The organism is Providencia vermicola (assembly GCF_020381325.1).
GTDB lineage: Bacteria > Pseudomonadota > Gammaproteobacteria > Enterobacterales > Enterobacteriaceae > Providencia > Providencia vermicola.
In genome coordinates, this window is record NZ_JAGSPI010000003.1 from 44,268 (window position 1) to 62,300 (window position 18,033).

Sequence of the window (18,033 nt, forward strand, 5' to 3'; positions counted from 1 at the left end):
CTATGGTCAATACATCAGTTATATAGCCCCAGCGAATTAACGTGCGGGGTTTAAATGCCCACCAGCCACTAATTTCGTATTAAATCCATCTAAATACCGTGATACTGACAAATCATCAGATGCAATATCGGGGGTATTTCCTGAAATTAAATCTGATAGCAATTTTCCTGCTCCACATGCCATCGTCCAGCCTAGTGTACCGTGCCCCGTATTCAGGTATAAATTGCTATACGCTGTTGGCCCTACAATTGGCGTACCATCTGGCGTCATTGGTCTGAGCCCTGTCCAAAATTGTGCTTGTGCGATATCGCCACCACCTTGGTACAAATCTTGTACCACCATTTTCAGTGTTTCACAGCGTTTTTTCAGGATATTTAAATTAAAACCGACCACTTCTGCCATACCACCAACACGTATGCGTTCGTCAAAACGAGTGACTGCAATTTTATAGGTTTCATCTAAAATGGTTGAAGTTGGCGCTCTTTGGGCGTCAATAATTGGCATCGTCAACGAGTAACCTTTAAGCGGATAGACAGGGATTTTAACCAAATTTTGGAGTATTGAGGTAGAATAAGACCCCATCGCAACCACATATCTGTCGGCTTGCAGGATCTGACCATCAATACGCACACCGCTCACACGCTGACCTTCTGTTAAGATTTGCTCCACTTGCACGCCAAATTGGAATTTTACCCCTGCATCCTTCGCCATTTTAGCGAGCTTCTTGGTGAATTGCTGACAATCCCCTGTTTCATCATTTGGTAAACGCAATCCCCCCGTTAATTTATGCTTCACAAATTCGAGTGCAGGTTCTGCTGTGATCAATTCATCAGAAGTTAAGAGCTCATAAGGCACTCCCTCTTGTTGCAGCACGGCAATATCATTCGCGGCATTATCAAATTGTTTAGCCGTACGAAACAGTTGCAGTGTACCCCCTTGGCGTTCCTCATAGTGAATACCAATGTCATTTCTAAGCTCACGCATACAATCACGGCTATATTCAGCGATACGCACCATGCGGCTTTTGTTCATTGTGTAATGCTCAATATCACAATTTTTGAGCATTTGCCACATCCAACGCAGTTGAAATAACGACCCATCTGGGCGAATAGCCAGTGGTGCATGCTTTTCAAACATCCATTTCACCGCTTTCAATGGAATACCTGGTGCGCCCCATGGCGTAGCATACCCAGGTGAAACTTGCCCTGCATTGCCTGCACTGGTTTCTTCAGCAACATCATGTTGCCTATCCACAACAATAACTTCATGGCCTTCTTTCGCCAAATACCATGCTGTTGTCACACCGATAACACCTGCACCTAACACTAGAATTTTCATAAGATCCTCAGCCGCAAAATGATGACTTATTCATTAGAATAATATTCTAGTATTCATTTGCCAATGTAGTGAATTAACACTTTTAACAATTCAGATAAAAAATTCAATTATTGTCACAATATATTTACAAAATGGATTTTTATTCTAACGCATAAAAAAGAGGAGTTTAAATTAAACTATAAATATCAATATATTATTCAAATTAAGAAAACAATTTTATAGTTCAAAACAATATTTTTCAGTATAATCTATCAAATAACTAGAACTTACTATTGCTTGTACACACTCCTAACAAACGCCAATCTTGAAACCCAATATATTTTAAATGGCATCTTTTGCAGATTATTATTTTGATTAATTCTTTGTAATGACTGTTATATCGCGCATTCTCTGTAAGAACGATAAAACCAGAGACTTATGAATGACTCACAAAATAAAAAAGCCAGCATTCATCGTTGAATGCTGGCTTGAATCATAAAAATTTGATGATGCTTAACGGATATGAGCTAAGTCAGATGGCATATTGCCTTGCATAGAATGCCAAATCAGACCACTTTCCTTACCGTAATTACGCACACATTCCATGATACGGTCATAGGCTTGCTCACGGCACAGATGGCTTAATTGTTGATAGAAACTCAACGCTAAGCGTCTCGCTTCAGGGTTAGAAAAGTAATACCGACCAACACGGGTATATAACCCTCTTAATCCATTAATAATTAACCCATAAATTGGGTTACCTGAAGCAAAAGCGAGGCCGCGGAAAATGTTATAATCCAAATCGCTAAAGGCATCTGAATTGTCTTCCACTTTTTCTCTGCCAGCTAATACCTCTAAGGACTTTTCTGGGTTGTTACGAAAAGCCGTGCGAATAAAAATTGCAGCAATATTTGTCCGCACTGCCAGCAAATTATCAATCAGTTGTGGAACTCTATCGTGATCTAATCGAGCTAATGTTTCTAAAATATTTAAGCCAGAAGTCTCCCAATAGTTATTCACCTTGGTTGGTTTTCCATGCTGGATGGTTAACCAACCATCCCGAGCCAAGCGTTGTAACACCTCACGTAGAGTGGTGCGTGTCACACCAATTAACTCAGACAGTTCGCGCTCAGCGGGCAAGATTGAACCTGGTGGAAAACGGTTGTTCCATATACTTTCAATAATGTACTCTTCCGCAAAACCTGCCGGGCTTTGAGCTTTAATAACCATATTTTTATTATTCCAAACCTTTGAAACGGATATTGGGGAAATCATACCAGATTGTCATCTTCTGATATAGTTAGACTCAAAATAAAGAGTGAGGCAAATCATAGAATTTCCATATAATTCATACATTATCAATTAACAAATAGACTTAAAATCCTTAAAAGATAAGAGTAGTATGTTGTGAAACGAGACAAAACATCCAATAAGAGGATAACAAACCATAATGGATTTTAGTTTAAAAAGTGCATTTTTGAAAAATTTTCTGGGGAACTCACCTGATTGGTACAAACTTGCCATTATTATATTCTTGGTAATCAACCCAATTGTTTTCTATTTCGCCAGCCCATTCATCGCGGGATGGCTATTGGTCATTGAATTTATTTTTACATTAGCAATGGCATTAAAATGCTATCCCTTACAACCCGGTGGCCTACTCGCTATCGAGGCTGTACTTATTGGCATGACCAGCCCTGCGCAGATTTCTCATGAAATCAGCAATAATCTTGAAGTCGTTTTACTGTTGATCTTCATGGTGGCTGGTATCTACTTTATGAAGCAGCTGTTGTTGTTTGTTTTCACCAAATTACTGATAAACGTCCGTTCTAAACGAATTCTGTCATTAGCTTTTTGCTTAGCAAGTGCGTTTTTATCTGCTTTTTTAGATGCGTTAACCGTTATTGCTGTCGTGATCAGCGTTTCAATTGGTTTCTATTCTATTTATCACCAATATGCATCTAATCAGCACAGTGATATTGACCTGCAAAATGATGGTTTTATTGATAGCTGTGAGCAAAAACAAACCTTAGAACAATTTCGCGCTTTTTTACGTAGCTTAATGATGCATGCAGGGATTGGTACGGCGCTGGGTGGTGTGATGACCATGGTTGGTGAACCTCAAAACTTAATCATCGCCAAGCATGTTAACTGGGATTTCATTACCTTTTATATTCGTATGGCACCTGTCACTATTCCTGTTTTCCTCTGTGGGCTAATTGTTTGTTTTCTTGTAGAAAAGTTTAAACTATTTGGTTACGGCGCAGAACTTCCAGACAGTGTTCGCCAAATTTTAACCGATCATGATAAAAAAATGACGGCGAAACGAACGAAAAAGGAACAAGCCCAACTGTGGGTACAAGGGCTGATTGGAATATGGCTAATTGTTGCTTTGGCCTTCCATTTGGCAGAAGTTGGGTTAATCGGTTTATCCGTGATTGTGTTAGCGACTGCATTTTGTGGTATCACTGAAGAACACGCTCTAGGCAAAGCTTTCGAAGAAGCCCTTCCATTCACGGCACTATTAACCGTGTTTTTCAGTATTGTCGCCGTTATTATTGATCAACAACTCTTCACGCCATTCATTCAATTTGTCTTACAGTCGTCCGAATCGTCCCAGTTATCGCTTTTTTATCTGTTTAACGGCTTATTATCCGCAGTATCAGATAACGTCTTTGTGGGTACTGTGTATATCACTGAAGCAATGAAGGCTGCAAATGAAGGGCTTGTTTCACCTGAGCAATACCAGTTTTTAGCCGTGGCTATCAATACAGGGACAAACCTCCCTTCTGTAGCGACACCGAATGGGCAAGCGGCATTCTTGTTCTTACTAACTTCCGCACTCTCACCATTAATTCGTTTATCATATGGTCGAATGGTTTGGATGGCACTTCCTTATACTGTTGTCATGACCATTGTTGGCTTATTAGGTGTTGAATATTGGCTCGTACCGATAACGCATTGGATGGCATCCATCGGTTTGATTACATTTGGATAGGGATTATACTCAACCTCAATCAGGTGTTTTTATCAGCGCCTGATTGTAATGTTAGGTAAAACCTAACTCGAAATGGCATTTATTTTGCTTTAGGCGCTTTTTTTATCAGGCAGATAGGGGCAAAATGTGCGCATCACTCAATTAGGATATCTCAAGTATGTTCCGATTTTTTAACTACTGCTCACAAGGACGAGGCGCATGGCTATTGATGGCCTTTACAGCCTTTATGTTAGAGTGTGCGGCATTATATTTTCAACATGTAATGAAGCTTCAACCCTGCGTAATGTGTATTTATGAACGCGTTGCATTACTGGGCGTTATGTTTGCAGGTTTAATTGGTGCTATCGCACCAAGAAATATTATCATTCGTTGGGTAGCCATCGTTGTGTGGATTTACGCCGCATGGCGCGGTTTAGACCTTGCATGGGAACATACCATGCTGCAACTTTACCCTTCGCCATTTGCTTCTTGTGATTTCTTTGTCAACTTCCCTGATTGGTTGCCATTGCAAGAGTGGGTTCCTGCGATGTTTGAAGCAACGGGTGACTGCGCGGTTAGGCAGTGGGTATTTTTAGGTCTTGATATGCCACAGTGGTTAATTGGTGTTTTTGCTGCTTATATTTTAGTGGCTGTTATTGTATTAATTAGCCAATTTTTCCCCGCTAAAAAATCGCTTTAACCATAAATGAATTGAAAACGTAAAAAGCCCCTTTAATTAGGGGCTTTTCTTTTGTGAAGCCTAAAATAAATATTAAATACAAGCACCACTTTGGATAACATTGGCAGCACAACGTTTGCCATTTGCAAATTGGCAAACCGCCGTTTCATCACCATTTAGCTCAAGTGTTAAGGCAGGTAATCCTCCTGCAGAAACGCAGGCTTCCTGGATCCCAGGCCCTAAATTAACCACTTGCTTTGCATACTGAGTTGCAGAGTTATCAACGGTTTTATTCGCTTCTGAGCTTCCACAAGCCGATAACATCACTGACATTACACCTGCCACAACAACTGCCATCACAGGTTTTAATAACTGGCTGACCTTACGCCCCATGCTGTTTATCTCCCATCAAACCGTTGTAATCCCTTGCCTTACACTAGTGTGTGCTACTTTTTGAAAATAAATTGATGACTAAAACACCAATAATAATTAATAGCATACCAATAATTGCAGGTAAATCGAGTTTTTGGTGATAAATAAAAATTGCAGCAACAGAAACTAACACAATCCCTAGTCCAGACCAGATAGCATAGGCAATCCCCAATGGCATCACTTTCACTACCTGCGATAAGCCCCAAAAAGATACCCCATAACCAATAATCACAATTAAAGACGGCCAGAAACGGCTAAAACCCTCGGAAGCTTTTAATGTGGTCGTTGCAATCACTTCTGCAAGAATCGACATCAAAAGAAAACTTAGACCTTTCATTGGTAAACCTTATTGTTGTATTAAAAAATAAATCATAGCAATAAAACAGAAAAAGCCCTGTATCCGATAAAGACAATACAGAGCTTATTTAACTGTCTATGGTTGAGAATGTTAATGTTGCTCAGCAGGCGCCAGCTTATCCGCTAATGTTTGGCTATAACGTCTAAACAAATAGAGGCACCAAATAAGCGATATAGCCCCAATTATAGCGCCCACATAACCAATTTGAGTCATTCCCATATGCACAATCACTTGGTTACCCAGTAATGCCCCACCACCGATACCGATGTTAAAAATTCCAGAGAAGATAGCCATCGCTAAGTCTGTTGCATCTGGTGCTAAATCAATCACTTTAACCTGCATACCTAAGCTAATACACATCATCGCAATTCCCCAGAACACAGACAATATAATGAGTGACCAGACATTGCCCCCCATAGGCAACAGCAACAACAGACATAGGGTCATTAAGGCTATTGCTGAAGGTAAGAATATTAATGAAAGTTTTGTGCTATAACGGCTAAAGATAACGCTGCCAATAATACCCGCAGCACCAAAAATCAGTAGCAAGACAGTGGCAAAATTTTGGCTCTGATGGGCTACATCACGAACAAATGGCTCAATATAACTGTAGGCGGCGAAGTGCGCAGTCACCACTAATACCGTGAGTGCGAACATTCCGACTAACGCAGGACGCTTGAATAAAACGGGAAGGCTTTTCAAAGAACCTGAATGTTCACTTGGCAAACGTGGCAAGAAACGAATAAGTGCAACCATCGTAAATAATGCCACGACCCCGATGCACAAAAATGTCACTCGCCAGCCTAAAAACTGCCCGATAACACGGCCGATTGGTAAGCCTAAAACCGTCGCTAACGCAGTTCCTGTCGCTAATAAGCCTAATGCCTGCGCTTTTTTACCCGCCGGGGCTACACGAATAGCTAAAGATGCCGTAATCGACCAAAACACAGCATGAGACAAAGCAACGCCAATGCGCCCCACGATCAAAACATCAAAGTTCCACGCAAAACCTGAAACAAGATGACTGATAATAAAAATAATAAACAAGAATCCCAGTAGCTTACGCCGTTCTATTTTACTGGTTAATAACATTAACGGTAATGACATGAGTGCCACTACCCACGCATATATGGTGATCATCAGCCCTGTATGCGCCACCGTCATGTCAAAACTCGCTGCAATGTCACTTAATAATGCAACAGGGACGAACTCCGTTGTATTAAAAACAAATGCAGCAACCGCCAGCGCTAAAACACGGATCCAAGCGGTTCTTCTTGATACTTGTGTCATTATTTATCTTGCCTTCAGTTTTCCATAAGCTAATTACACAAATCGGTTACCGACTTATGATGATGGCACATGGGAAATATATGTTTAGAACTAAACTGAACGATTAAACGGTGTTTTATTGCTCAAACCACCGTATTTTTGTGAATTGTATCACAACTATTTGGCTATTTTAAAGCCTGCTATCGGTATTGGTAATTAATTTAAAATACATCTTCCTGCAATTAGCCCTTCTTAAAAACCTAACTGGGCAAAATCAAACAACCACATCATTATTTGATGTTTTTATCTTCGATTGCATACATCTTATTTATCTGAAAGCACATATTATTTTTTCTATGCTACAATCCATCAAATTATTTTTTATCTTAAAGGATCGATTTAATGAAAACGCATTTTCCTACTGAACCAGATGTCCATGCACTTGCAGATGAAGTGACATGCCTAAAAAATTTGGTTACGCATATGCTTAAAGCAATTGGCCAAGCAGATGCAGGTAAGATTTTGATCAAAATGCAGCGCGAAGTTGCTCAAATGGAAGACGAAAAACAGGCTGAAACCTATACAAACATCTTAGAACAAATTAAAACAGGTTATCGCCAATAGATTATTTAGCGATAAATGCGATTTAAAGCATAAAAGTATTCAAGAATGGGTTAACTGCACAAATAACTAAGTTTTTGTTATCAAAATCATCTATCTTTATTGACGAATTAAACCATTCTTTATTCATTTAGCTCCCCCTTCAAAACCCTATGAAGGGGGCTTTTTTTTGCCTTAATTATTGCCCTGCTTGCGTATATAAGTCATTACAATAATTAGCATATTCCTCTAATGTTGTATTCTCCGTTTGCTTACTCCAACTTTTTTGCTCTTCAAAGGCCCAAACTCGAAATACCTGTCCAAGGTTTGCCCCAGACATCCCCACCTCTTTGTATATTCGATGGTAAAACCCTTGATTTGTTTTATAAATTTCAAATTTAATAGGGACAAGCCGTGCAGGGTTAGATGTAGTTTGAAATGAATTACCAAAAAGTATTGTTTTAACCAGTATGTCCATGCTTAACTCCCATATGAAATTGAATATAGGTAAAATTACCCTATAGCTAGAGTTAATATAGCTTATTATCGGAAATATATTGAAGATTCTTAGAAAATAAGTACGTATTTTTGCGTAGTTAAGAATAAATATCGAGTCAGTTTGGAGCAATGTTTTAGACGTTCATATTCTAATTTGTTGGCATACAATGCAACTCAGTCTCCCAATCCTCATATGGCGGGTCAATAACATATGAATTGTCTGCATACCAACGAATATAGTCTGTCGCACGCTTTTGCGCGTGTTTGAAATTAATTACCTCACCCTTTTCATCAAGCTCCAATGTATTGATTAAAATAGCATACACTTGTTCAACTAAACTCGGTTCATCTGCACACAATTCAACATAATCAACACCATTTAACATATAGTGGCCACCACTGGTCATAAAATAGGCGAATGTTCTCAACGCGCCACTGACACTGTGTGAAAGTTTCATAACTGTCCCTATGAATATCCCATAAAAAAGCCACTTCATTTGAAGTGGCTTTTCATACTATTTTAAATATTCGCCTGAGCGAAGTGCTTCAATTCGTTTGTCTAACGGAGGGTGAGACAGGAATAATTCACTGAATGCTTTACCGCGACCATTAATACAAAATGCCATCAAACGCCCCTCTTCTTGCGGCTCATAACTGGTTTTCAGTCTTTGCAGGGCCGCAATCATTTTTTCACGTCCCACTAATTTTGCAGAGCCTGCATCAGCGTGGAATTCGCGATAACGAGAGAACCACATGGTAATGATGCTTGCTAAAATACCGAATACAATTTCCAGTACCATAGAAACCGCAAAATAGACCATTGGATTACCGTTGCTACTTTCACTTTCGTTATCATTGTTTGACATAAAACCTGCAGCTAATTGAGCAATGATACGGGATATAAAAATAACGAAAGTATTCACAACACCTTGTAACAAGGTCATTGTCACCATATCACCATTGGCGATATGACTGATTTCATGGGCAATAACCGCTTCCGCTTCGTCACGACTCATGTTTTCAAGTAGCCCTGTGCTCACTGCAACCAATGAAGCATCACGGCGAGCCCCTGTAGCAAAAGCATTGATATCTGGCGCATGGTAAATAGCCACTTGTGGCATTTGAATCCCCACTTGCTGGGCTTGGCGCTGAACAGTTGTCATTAACCACTGTTCAGTTTGGTTACGTGGATTTTCAATAACTTCACCACCTACCGATTTCAGAGCCATCCACTTAGACATCAGCAATGAAATAAAAGCGCCACCAAAACCAAATAAGCCCGCCATAATCAACAAGCCTTGAACGCTACTTCCGCGAATGCCTGTTAAACTCAATATTATTCCAAACACAAACATAACCGCTAAGTTTGTGAGTAAGAATAAAGCAATTCTCATCATTTTTTGTATTCCTTGGTAAAAACTAAGATCACGTAGAATTTACTTTATAAATAAGGTTTTTTCACACTATTTCAAGTCAATTAACATGAAAACAGTAAAAAATAACATAACTTTACACAGCGAGACTAAAAAAAGGGCAAGCGCTCTACCTATCTCTCTATTCACTAAGCGTTAAAATTTTAACTATTTGTTTTAAAAGGGTCAATTTCTAGCCATTTCAATTTAAACTTATTTTTAGTTGAATCGAGGAAGCTAATTTTTGAGGGATATGAATCTTAATAATGTATTTATCGGCTCTTTTGATTAATTTCTTAGCCTGATAAGCAATAGTCAAGGTTTCGCTTACGAAAAAATAATGCCACACAGCGTGGCATTATTATCACAATATAATGATAGGGTATCAACAAAAAAACTCGTGCCTTAATTCGCTTTCTCTTTAGCGACTTTTGCCGATTTTTCTTTTGCTGCTTTAGCGGATTCTTTATCCGCGGCTTTGGTTGCTTTTTCTTTAGCAGCCTTAGCAGGTTCTTTATCAGTAGCCTTAGTCACTTTTTCTTTTACTACTTTTGATTTTTCTTTTTCCGCAGCTTTACTTGCCTTTTCTTTTGTTTCTTTTACTGCATCTTTTTTATCTGCTGCTTTTGACGCCTTTTCTTTTGTCTCTTTCACAACGTCTTTATCAGCTGCTTTTGATGCTTTTTCCTTCACTACTTTTGCAGACTCTTTATCAACCGCCTTGGAGGCTTTTTCTTTTGTTTCCTTCACGACGTCTTTATCAGCCGTTTTTGAGGCTTTCTCTTTCACCGTTTTCGCGGTATCAGTGGCTTTATCCGAAGCTTTTGTTGCTTTTTCACTGGCTGTTTTGCTCGCTTTATCCCCTGTTGATTTAATTGAATCAGACACAGAAGGTTTGCTGGATCGTTTTGCGACTCCAGCTCCAATTACACCTCCAGCAATACCCGCCTTGCTGTTAATATCGTTTTTTAATTCAATGGTACACACTTGCTCTGAACGACTTGTTGAACCATCATTACAAATAAACTTACCATCTTCGCAGCGGTCTATCCCGCCTTTACTGCCCGAGCAAGGGTAATTTCTTGCATTCGCAGTATTGACCACAGAAACCATCATGACACTAACAGCTATTAATCCTAAAAGTAATTTACGCATGGTATTGCCTCATATTTAAAAGAGCGACAACAAAAGTTTAGGATAAATTAAGCAAAGGTAAAGAATTCTATTGTTAGTGCATTAAGTTAATTTCAAAATATTTTCATTGTGGCGTAAAACGAATAAAGATAAGTCTGAGGCTATCAATTTTACTATAAAAAAAGCCAGCTTTCGCTGGCTTTTGAATGTATTTCGAACTACTGATTACCTGATAGCATTTTGGTGTTTTGTTTTGACAAATCAACCGCCATCTTCACTGTTTCATCCAAGTATGGGTCTGGCGCTTCGTAATCTTTTGGTAGGTCTTCCAATTTTTTCAGTAATGGCTTGCCTTCTTTCGTATTACGCTCATTTATTCGTTTGAGTTTCGTCGCTTCGATTTCATCATCCTCTTTCTTACGCTCTGCATAATTCAATGAAATCAGATTTTTACTTTCTTTACTTACTTTATAGCGAGCGATATCTTCATCGATATAATTGAATTCACGATCCTGACTGATTCTATCGAGGTGCTTAGTTTTAATGGCTGATAAATCAGGTGAAATATCCCCTACTTTGTTATAATTCGCAGCAGGAATGCTATCCCATGGCAGCGCATTATCTTCAAAGCTTTCCCCCGTTTCAGCAGGATCTTGCCCCGTTGGCATCACAACATCAGGGGTAACGCCCTCTCGTTGCGTACTACCACCATTAACACGATAAAATTTTTGAATAGTATATTGAACAGAACCTAATGATGGCCATTCAGGTTTTAGCATTTGGTCATAAACACGGCTTAAGCTACGGTGTTGCTGAACAGTGCCTTTACCAAAAGTTGGTTCGCCCACAATTAAAGCGCGACCATAATCCTGCATCGCAGCTGCAAAAATTTCAGACGCTGATGCACTAAACCGGTCAACTAAAACAACCAAAGGGCCTTTATAATAGATGACATCATCGTCATCAACATCTTGGCGCACTTGGCCATTATTATCACGTACTTGAACAATTGGCCCTTTTGGAATAAATAAGCCTGATAATGAAACCGCTTCGGTTAATGCTCCACCACCATTACCACGAAGGTCAATAATGAGTGCAGAAACATTATCTTTCGCCATGTTTTGCAATTGGGTTTTTACATCATTGGTTAAGCCCACGTAAAAACCAGGAATATCCAGAACAGCAACTTTATCTTTACCTTGCTGTTTAATCGTCAGTTTTACTGCACGATCTTCTAGTCGGATCTGCTCCCTAACTATAGTAACGATATGTGGCTTCGCCCCTTTAGTATCAGAAACGACTTCCAAACGAACCTGACTTCCTTTTGGCCCTTTGATCAACGCAACGACATCATCAAGACGCCAACCAACAACATCGACAATCGGTTTACCTGTTTGACCAACACCGATGATTTTATCACCAACTTTCAACTCTTTACTTTTAGCTGCAGGGCCGCCTGCAACCAGTGAGTTGATAACCGTATTTTCGTCATCTTGCTGTAAAACCGCACCAATTCCTTCTAATGATAAGCTCATTTCAGAATTAAATTGTTCAGTATTACGAGGCGAAAGATAACTCGTGTGCGGGTCAATTTCACGCGCAAATGAGTTCACTATCAATTGAAAAACATCTTCACTTTGCGCTTGAGTTAAACGGCGTAACGCAAAATTATAACGCTTAGTGAGTTTCTCTTTGATTTCTTTGTCATCTTTGCCTGAAAGCTTTAGATTTAACCAATCATAACGTACTTTTTGATCCCAAAGATGGTCAAGCTCTTGCTTGTCTTTAGGCCAAGGTGATTTTGAACGATCAACTTCAATCGAGTCTGTCGCATTTAAATCAATGGGTTGCTCTAAACGTGCTAATGCATATTTAAAACGTTCGAAACGCCTTTCCTGAGACAGGTTATACAGGTCATAAAACGCATCTAATTTGCCATCTTCAAGCCATTGCCCCACTTTCCCTTTATCTTTGGCATATTGGTCAACATCGGATTGAAGTAAAACATTGTGACCAAAATCTAACATATTAAGATAGCGGTCAAATATTTTCCCAGAAAACGCATTGTCTAAATCAAATTGGCGGTAATGTGAACGTGTAAACCGCGAGGTTACTCTTTCACTGACGGTGCCATGCTGTGCGCTCTGTTTTAAGACAGGTAACTGAGCAGCAGTGACCGGAGCCACTGCTTGTGTATTAGCAATTGCACTGCCGAAAGTCGCTAGACTAACGACAAATGCAACTTTAAGAAGTTTGTTCATGACCTGATTGACCTCCGTATCAGAACTTTAAATGTTCCGCGCGTACAATCATTGCCAGTCCAGTAGGCAATTGAACTCTCACACCGTCTTTCGCAATTTCCAGAACAGAAGCGTCCATCAAACTGCTACCAACTTTCACTTTCAAGGTTTGGCCTATTTTAAGTGCATTGATATCAGTGACTGATTTCAGGTTTTGTTCAGGAGCTGGATTGTTACGACGGGGTGTTTTTTCTGATGTATTTTGCGGACGTTCTTTATTGTCTGATGGGCGACGACGTGGTGCTTTGTCTTTAGTAGCTTCTGGATTACGTGCTGGTTTTTCACCTGCTTTTTTCGCTACAGGACGTTTTTGCGCTTTTTGTTCAGCACGTTGTGCTTGAACGCGTGCTTTCGCCTCAGTTAATTGCTGACGAGCATGAGCGATGTGCTCTGCATCTAGTTCACCACAATCTTCGCCATTTAGGTCAACGCGCTTTGCGCCTTCTTTAACACCGTAAAGGTAACGCCAGCTAGAAGTATACATGCGTAACGCTGAACGCAATTGCGTTTTGCTAATACCATCTTCTTCCGTCAAGCACCCTACGATATCTTGAAAAATTCCGACTTTTAACGGACGGGCTTCGCCTTCAGCGATAAAACAGCGAGGAAAACGCTCTGCTAAAAATGCGATAACTTCTTTACTACTATTCAACTTAGGTTGATTTTCCATGAAATTTCCTGATAACAACGATTTTGCCAACCTCACGGGCATGAACAAGCCGACATTATAATCGTGTTGCTAACAATTGCCACGTTACTATTAATTTTACAGCCCAATATTTAGTAATATTTTGGCATAGAACACATTGCCAGATGCTGACACAACTGGTTTACAAGGTGTTGTAACCCTTTTTCATCTTCTTGGTCGAACTGGTTAATATTTGGGCTATCAATATCTAAAACCCCGATATTTTGTCCATTTACTACCAACGGAAAGACAATTTCAGCATTACTTGCAGCGTCACAAGCGATATGACCAGGAAAAGCATGAACATCTTCAACACGCTGAACTTGGTTTTCACTAAATGCCGTACCACAGACCCCTTTACCGAACGGAATTCGAACACATGCGACTTTTCCTTGGAATGGGCCTAAAACGAGCTCTTGCCCATTGCTTAAGTAAAAGCCAGCCCAGTTCACACCATCTAAACGTTCATACAGTAACGCGCTGGTATTTGCCAAGGTCGCAATTAAATCATATTCTCCCGCCAATAATGCTGAGAGATTATCTGAAAGTTCGAGATAATACTTCTTTTTATCCATAATTATTTCTAGTAATAATCAAGTAATTAAAATACACATATACAAGAGTAATGCTAAGGTTACCAAGTTGTCACTTTGAGGTAAATTTTTTTACACTAGATTACATCTAGGCGAAACCCTAAAATGAGCAAATATGAATCACATTAATCATACTGACTTGATTTTGCAACGTTGTCGTCACTGCAATCAAAAAATTCATACGCCGCCATTTAGCCCGCGGCAGGTGATTATTTGCCCACGATGCGCCTCTCAACTCAATGACGGTCGTTCATGGTCATTAAATCGACTGTCTATTCTTGCCATCACGCTGCTAATGCTTGCCCCCATTGCATTTTGGCAACCACTAATATCAATTCATCTATTGGGCAGCCAAATTAATGCCAATGTTATAGAAGGAATTCGATTAATTAACCAGCAGGGAGACCCCATTACTGCCAGTATAGTGGCTTTTTGTGCAATTGCCGCCCCTTTACTGCTCCCCATTTTAATTTTATCGTTACAGGTTGGTCAAAAAATCGGCTTAAACCTCAGGCCTATTTTATTGGTCTTGAGCCATATAAAAGAATGGGTCATGCTTGATGTTTACTTGATTGCACTGGGTATCGCTGCGATCAAAATGCAAGATTATGCTAGTGTATTTATCGGCCACGGCCTGATTGCCTTTATCACAATGTCTATTTTGAGCTTGCTGATCCTCATCCACATGAACCTTGACCTGCTATGGAAAAACGTTTATCCCATCGAAGAAAAAGGTTCGCAATCCGGCGCAATTACCTGTACAGCCTGCCATTACACTGCCCCACCCAATAAACACGGTAAATGCCAGCGCTGTCATCGTCCAGTGCAATATCGGGATCCTTATAGCTTACAAAAAACGTGGGCCGCACTGATTGCTGCCATGGTGTTATTGTTTCCTGCTAACCTAATGCCGATTTCCATTTTTTATTTAAATGGCCAACGACTTGAGGATACCATTTACTCAGGTGTCGTTTCGCTAATTGATTCAGGTAACTGGCCAATTGCAATTATTGTTTTCATTGCCAGTATCTTAGTCCCGTTTATTAAAATTATTATTATGATTTTGTTGCTATTTTCGATCCATTTTAATAGCAAAACTGACCCCGTCTTACGCATGAAGCTCCTGAAGTTTGTTTCATGGATTGGCCGTTGGTCAATGTTAGATTTATTTGTCATCGCACTGATGATGACACTCGTTAACCGAGAACAGTTAATGTCCTTTACTATGGGGCCTGCCGCTCTCTATTTTGGCACCGCCGTGATTCTAACGATTTTAGCCGTTGAATGGTTAGACAGCCGTTTAATTTGGGATTCTTATGGAAAAACAAACCCCGCAAAATGAGTCTTCTGATGATGTTGCAGAAGCGATACAACGCCGACGTGCGCATATTTCGCCTTTTTGGCTGCTCCCCTTAGTCGCCATCTTTATCGCTGGGTGGTTATTATTTCAACATTGGGTTGAGCGCGGCACAGATATTACCATTGAATTCACCTCGGCTCCTGGTGTCGTCGCGAATCGAACCCCTATTCGTTACCAAGGTGTTGAAGTGGGCTTAGTGCAATCTGTGGCGATTAGCAAAGATATGAAAAATATCATTGTCACGGCCAGTATAAATAAAGATATGCGCTCAGCCTTGAATTCAGGCACAAAATTTTGGTTAGTCACCCCAAAAGCGTCCCTCGCAGGTGTCTCAGGGCTTGATGCCCTTGTTGGTGGGAACTATATTGGTATGCTGCCAAGTACGGGTTCTGAGCAATTTTCTTTTGTCGCACAAGACACACCCCCTCAGCAAAATATTGATCAAGGCGAGCTGCTCATCCACCTTTCAGCGCCCGATTTAGGTTCATTAAATGAAAACTCGCCTATTTATTACCGCAAAGTGCCTGTTGGTCATATTTCAGATTATACCGTTTTGCCCGATAACCAAGGTGTGTCCATCTCTGCTATCGTGCAAAAACGCTATGCCAATTTAGTGCGTAAAGACAGTCAATTTTGGAATGTTTCGGGCTTACAAGGCAGTTTTGACCTAAAATCTGGCGCAAGTGTCAAAATGGAAAGCCTTTCTGCTGTCATTAATGGCGCCATTGCATTTGACTCCCCAGAAGGCAGTCCACAAGCTGAAGAAGGTCAATCGTTTGTCTTACAAAGTAATGCTGACGTGGCAAATGCAGCGAAGCAAAACGCAAAATCACCACTGAATTTAACCTTATGGGCTCATGACACTTTTGGCGTCAATCAAGGGCAGCCCGTTGTTTATCGAGGTATTCAAATTGGCGAAGTGTTACAACGTCACTTAAATGCCGATAAAGTTGACTTTAATATTACGATTTATGATGAATATCGCCACCTAGTAAAAGCAGACAGTAAGTTTGTCGCCAATAGCCGCGTTGATGTTCAATTAGGGTTAAATGGATTGCAATTTCAAGGCGCTACGCCGCAAGAATGGCTCGAAGGCGGGCTTCATTTAATTGTCGGAAATAGCCAAGAAAAACTCCCTGACACTTTCCCTCTCTATCGCAGTGACGAAAATGCCAAAGCGGGTATTCTTGGGGTATCACCACCAACAACTATTACACTTAACGCGACCACTTTACCCGATATCCAAACAGGCTCAGTTGTGCTTTACCGTCAATTTGCTGTTGGAAAAATTATTGCCATTAAACCAACAAAGGTAGGGTTTGCCATCGATGTCAATATTTCCAGTGAATACCGCCATCTACTTACAGATAACAGTATCTTTTGGGCTGAAGGTGGTGCGAAAGTCGAACTTAACGGCAATGGATTAACCGTCCAAGCAGCGCCTCTCAGCCGTGCAATTAGCGGAGCAATTAGCTTTGATAACGTTGATAGCTCCACCGTAAATAAAGCCCGTCAGCATACATTATATCCCAATGAGACCTCCGCAAAAGCCATTGGTAGCGTTGTCACATTAACGACTTTTGATGCTTCTAAACTTTCTGAAGGGATGCCTATTCGCTATTTAGGGATTAATATCGGCCAGATTGAATCCTTAAAACTCTCTGCAGATAAACGCGAAGTCCAAGCGAAGGCAATCCTCTACCCTGATTACGTGAGTACATTTACCAAATTAGGTAGCCGCTTTGCGGTTGTCACACCAGAACTGTCGCCTGCCGGCTTAAATAATTTAGACAGCTTACTTCAGCCTTATATCAGTGCAGAACCAGGCCGAAGTAATAAAAATCGTTACCAGTTTGAATTACAAGCCGCCAACATTACTGATTCACGCTATCTTGATGGCTTAACCGTCTATCTCGATGCCACTGATGTAGGCTCGATCCAAGTGGGTACGCCAATTCTCTTTAGGGGCTTAGAAGTCGGCGTTGTAACGGGATTATATTTGGGAGAGCTTTCCGATCGTGTTTATGTTGCGACTCGTATTGGTAAAGAATACCAATATTTGGTTCGTGACAATACCCAATTTTGGCTATCTTCAGGCTTCAATCTTTCCTTTGGTTTAACGGGAGGTGTCGTCAAAAGTGGAACATTTAAACAATTTGTTCGAGGAGGCATTGTGTTTGCAACCCCACCAACAGTGCCACTATCCCCTAACGCTAAGCCTGAACAGCACTTCATTCTAAAATTAGAGCCACCAAGCGATTATTTGGAATGGGGAACCTCCATTCCAAAAAAATAACGACTACAAAGGTGCTTGTTACCCCAACAATGCACCTTTTCCTTTTAAGGCTCAAAAAAATATTTTGGAAATAGATTCCATTTATACTATGCTTAATCTCGTTGGGCTGAATTTATACAG

Annotated in this window: 17 protein-coding genes; 5 read left to right on the plus strand and 12 right to left on the minus strand. The window is 40.3% G+C overall.

The window, feature by feature from the left end:
- Nucleotides 1-36 precede the first annotated feature (36 nt).
- Both KDJ85_RS04940 and fadR read right to left on the minus strand, forming a co-directional pair.
- Nucleotides 37-1,338 carry a D-amino acid dehydrogenase gene (locus KDJ85_RS04940; protein WP_225818714.1) on the minus strand — a complete coding sequence of 434 codons (1,302 nt, stop codon included), beginning with the start codon at nt 1,336-1,338 and terminating at the stop codon, nt 37-39.
- Between the two features lie 492 nt (nt 1,339-1,830).
- The gene (fadR, locus tag KDJ85_RS04945; protein ID WP_047756875.1) at nt 1,831-2,547 is read right to left on the minus strand and encodes a fatty acid metabolism transcriptional regulator FadR; all 717 of its coding nucleotides are present in this window, start codon (nt 2,545-2,547) and stop codon (nt 1,831-1,833) included.
- Between the two features lie 220 nt (nt 2,548-2,767).
- Between fadR and nhaB the strand changes: the two genes are divergently transcribed.
- Together nhaB and dsbB are read left to right on the plus strand one after the other, a co-directional pair.
- The gene (gene nhaB / locus KDJ85_RS04950; protein WP_225818715.1) at nt 2,768-4,315 is read left to right on the plus strand and encodes a sodium/proton antiporter NhaB; all 1,548 of its coding nucleotides are present in this window, start codon (nt 2,768-2,770) and stop codon (nt 4,313-4,315) included.
- Nucleotides 4,316-4,472: 157 nt separating this feature from the next.
- Nucleotides 4,473-4,994 (plus strand): disulfide bond formation protein DsbB, encoded by a 522-nt coding sequence (dsbB, locus tag KDJ85_RS04955; RefSeq protein ID WP_225818716.1) that lies wholly within the window; start codon nt 4,473-4,475, stop codon nt 4,992-4,994.
- A 72-nt stretch (nt 4,995-5,066) separates the two neighbouring features.
- Here the strand turns inward: dsbB and KDJ85_RS04960 are convergent, their stop codons facing one another.
- The 3 genes from KDJ85_RS04960 to KDJ85_RS04970 form a co-directional block, all read right to left on the minus strand.
- Complete coding sequence (locus KDJ85_RS04960) at nt 5,067-5,366, minus strand: DUF333 domain-containing protein (RefSeq protein ID WP_225818717.1); 300 nt, start codon at nt 5,364-5,366, stop codon at nt 5,067-5,069.
- A 43-nt stretch (nt 5,367-5,409) separates the two neighbouring features.
- Complete coding sequence (locus KDJ85_RS04965) at nt 5,410-5,742, minus strand: DMT family transporter (RefSeq protein ID WP_206086158.1); 333 nt, start codon at nt 5,740-5,742, stop codon at nt 5,410-5,412.
- 111 nt (nt 5,743-5,853) lie between these two features.
- Entirely contained in the window at nt 5,854-7,053 is a 1,200-nt protein-coding gene (locus tag KDJ85_RS04970) for a sugar transporter (protein WP_225818718.1), read from the minus strand.
- A gap of 381 nt (nt 7,054-7,434) precedes the next feature.
- Here KDJ85_RS04970 and KDJ85_RS04975 point away from each other — a divergent pair, with 381 nt between their 5' ends.
- On the plus strand, nt 7,435-7,656 hold the full coding sequence (locus KDJ85_RS04975; RefSeq protein ID WP_206086160.1) for a DUF2594 family protein: 222 nt from the start codon (nt 7,435-7,437) through the stop codon (nt 7,654-7,656).
- 175 nt (nt 7,657-7,831) lie between these two features.
- On the opposite strand, the gene KDJ85_RS04980 is transcribed toward KDJ85_RS04975, so the two are convergent.
- The 7 genes from KDJ85_RS04980 to KDJ85_RS05010 form a co-directional block, all read right to left on the minus strand.
- The gene (locus KDJ85_RS04980) at nt 7,832-8,110 is read right to left on the minus strand and encodes a hypothetical protein (protein ID WP_225818719.1); all 279 of its coding nucleotides are present in this window, start codon (nt 8,108-8,110) and stop codon (nt 7,832-7,834) included.
- A 169-nt stretch (nt 8,111-8,279) separates the two neighbouring features.
- Nucleotides 8,280-8,588 (minus strand): DUF7677 family protein, encoded by a 309-nt coding sequence (locus KDJ85_RS04985; protein ID WP_225818720.1) that lies wholly within the window; start codon nt 8,586-8,588, stop codon nt 8,280-8,282.
- Nucleotides 8,589-8,645: 57 nt separating this feature from the next.
- A complete protein-coding gene (htpX, locus tag KDJ85_RS04990; protein WP_206086163.1) occupies nt 8,646-9,527 on the minus strand; it encodes a protease HtpX in 882 nt (293 codons plus the stop codon).
- Nucleotides 9,528-9,947: 420 nt separating this feature from the next.
- Complete coding sequence (locus tag KDJ85_RS04995; RefSeq protein ID WP_225818721.1) at nt 9,948-10,697, minus strand: cell envelope biogenesis protein TolA; 750 nt, start codon at nt 10,695-10,697, stop codon at nt 9,948-9,950.
- Nucleotides 10,698-10,894: 197 nt separating this feature from the next.
- Nucleotides 10,895-12,937: a carboxy terminal-processing peptidase gene (gene prc, locus KDJ85_RS05000; protein WP_225818722.1), complete on the minus strand. Its 2,043-nt coding sequence runs from the start codon at nt 12,935-12,937 to the stop codon at nt 10,895-10,897.
- Between the two features lie 19 nt (nt 12,938-12,956).
- Nucleotides 12,957-13,646 (minus strand): RNA chaperone ProQ, encoded by a 690-nt coding sequence (gene proQ, locus KDJ85_RS05005; RefSeq protein ID WP_206086166.1) that lies wholly within the window; start codon nt 13,644-13,646, stop codon nt 12,957-12,959.
- A 110-nt stretch (nt 13,647-13,756) separates the two neighbouring features.
- Nucleotides 13,757-14,239: a GAF domain-containing protein gene (locus KDJ85_RS05010; RefSeq protein WP_225818723.1), complete on the minus strand. Its 483-nt coding sequence runs from the start codon at nt 14,237-14,239 to the stop codon at nt 13,757-13,759.
- A gap of 133 nt (nt 14,240-14,372) precedes the next feature.
- Here KDJ85_RS05010 and yebS point away from each other — a divergent pair, with 133 nt between their 5' ends.
- Nucleotides 14,373-15,599, plus strand: coding sequence for a membrane integrity lipid transport subunit YebS (gene yebS / locus KDJ85_RS05015; RefSeq protein WP_225818724.1), 1,227 nt, complete (start codon nt 14,373-14,375; stop codon nt 15,597-15,599).
- Entirely contained in the window at nt 15,574-17,913 is a 2,340-nt protein-coding gene (locus tag KDJ85_RS05020) for a PqiB family protein (RefSeq protein WP_225818725.1), read from the plus strand. The genes yebS and KDJ85_RS05020 overlap by 26 nt, the downstream gene beginning before the upstream one ends.
- Nucleotides 17,914-18,033: the final 120 nt, after the last annotated feature.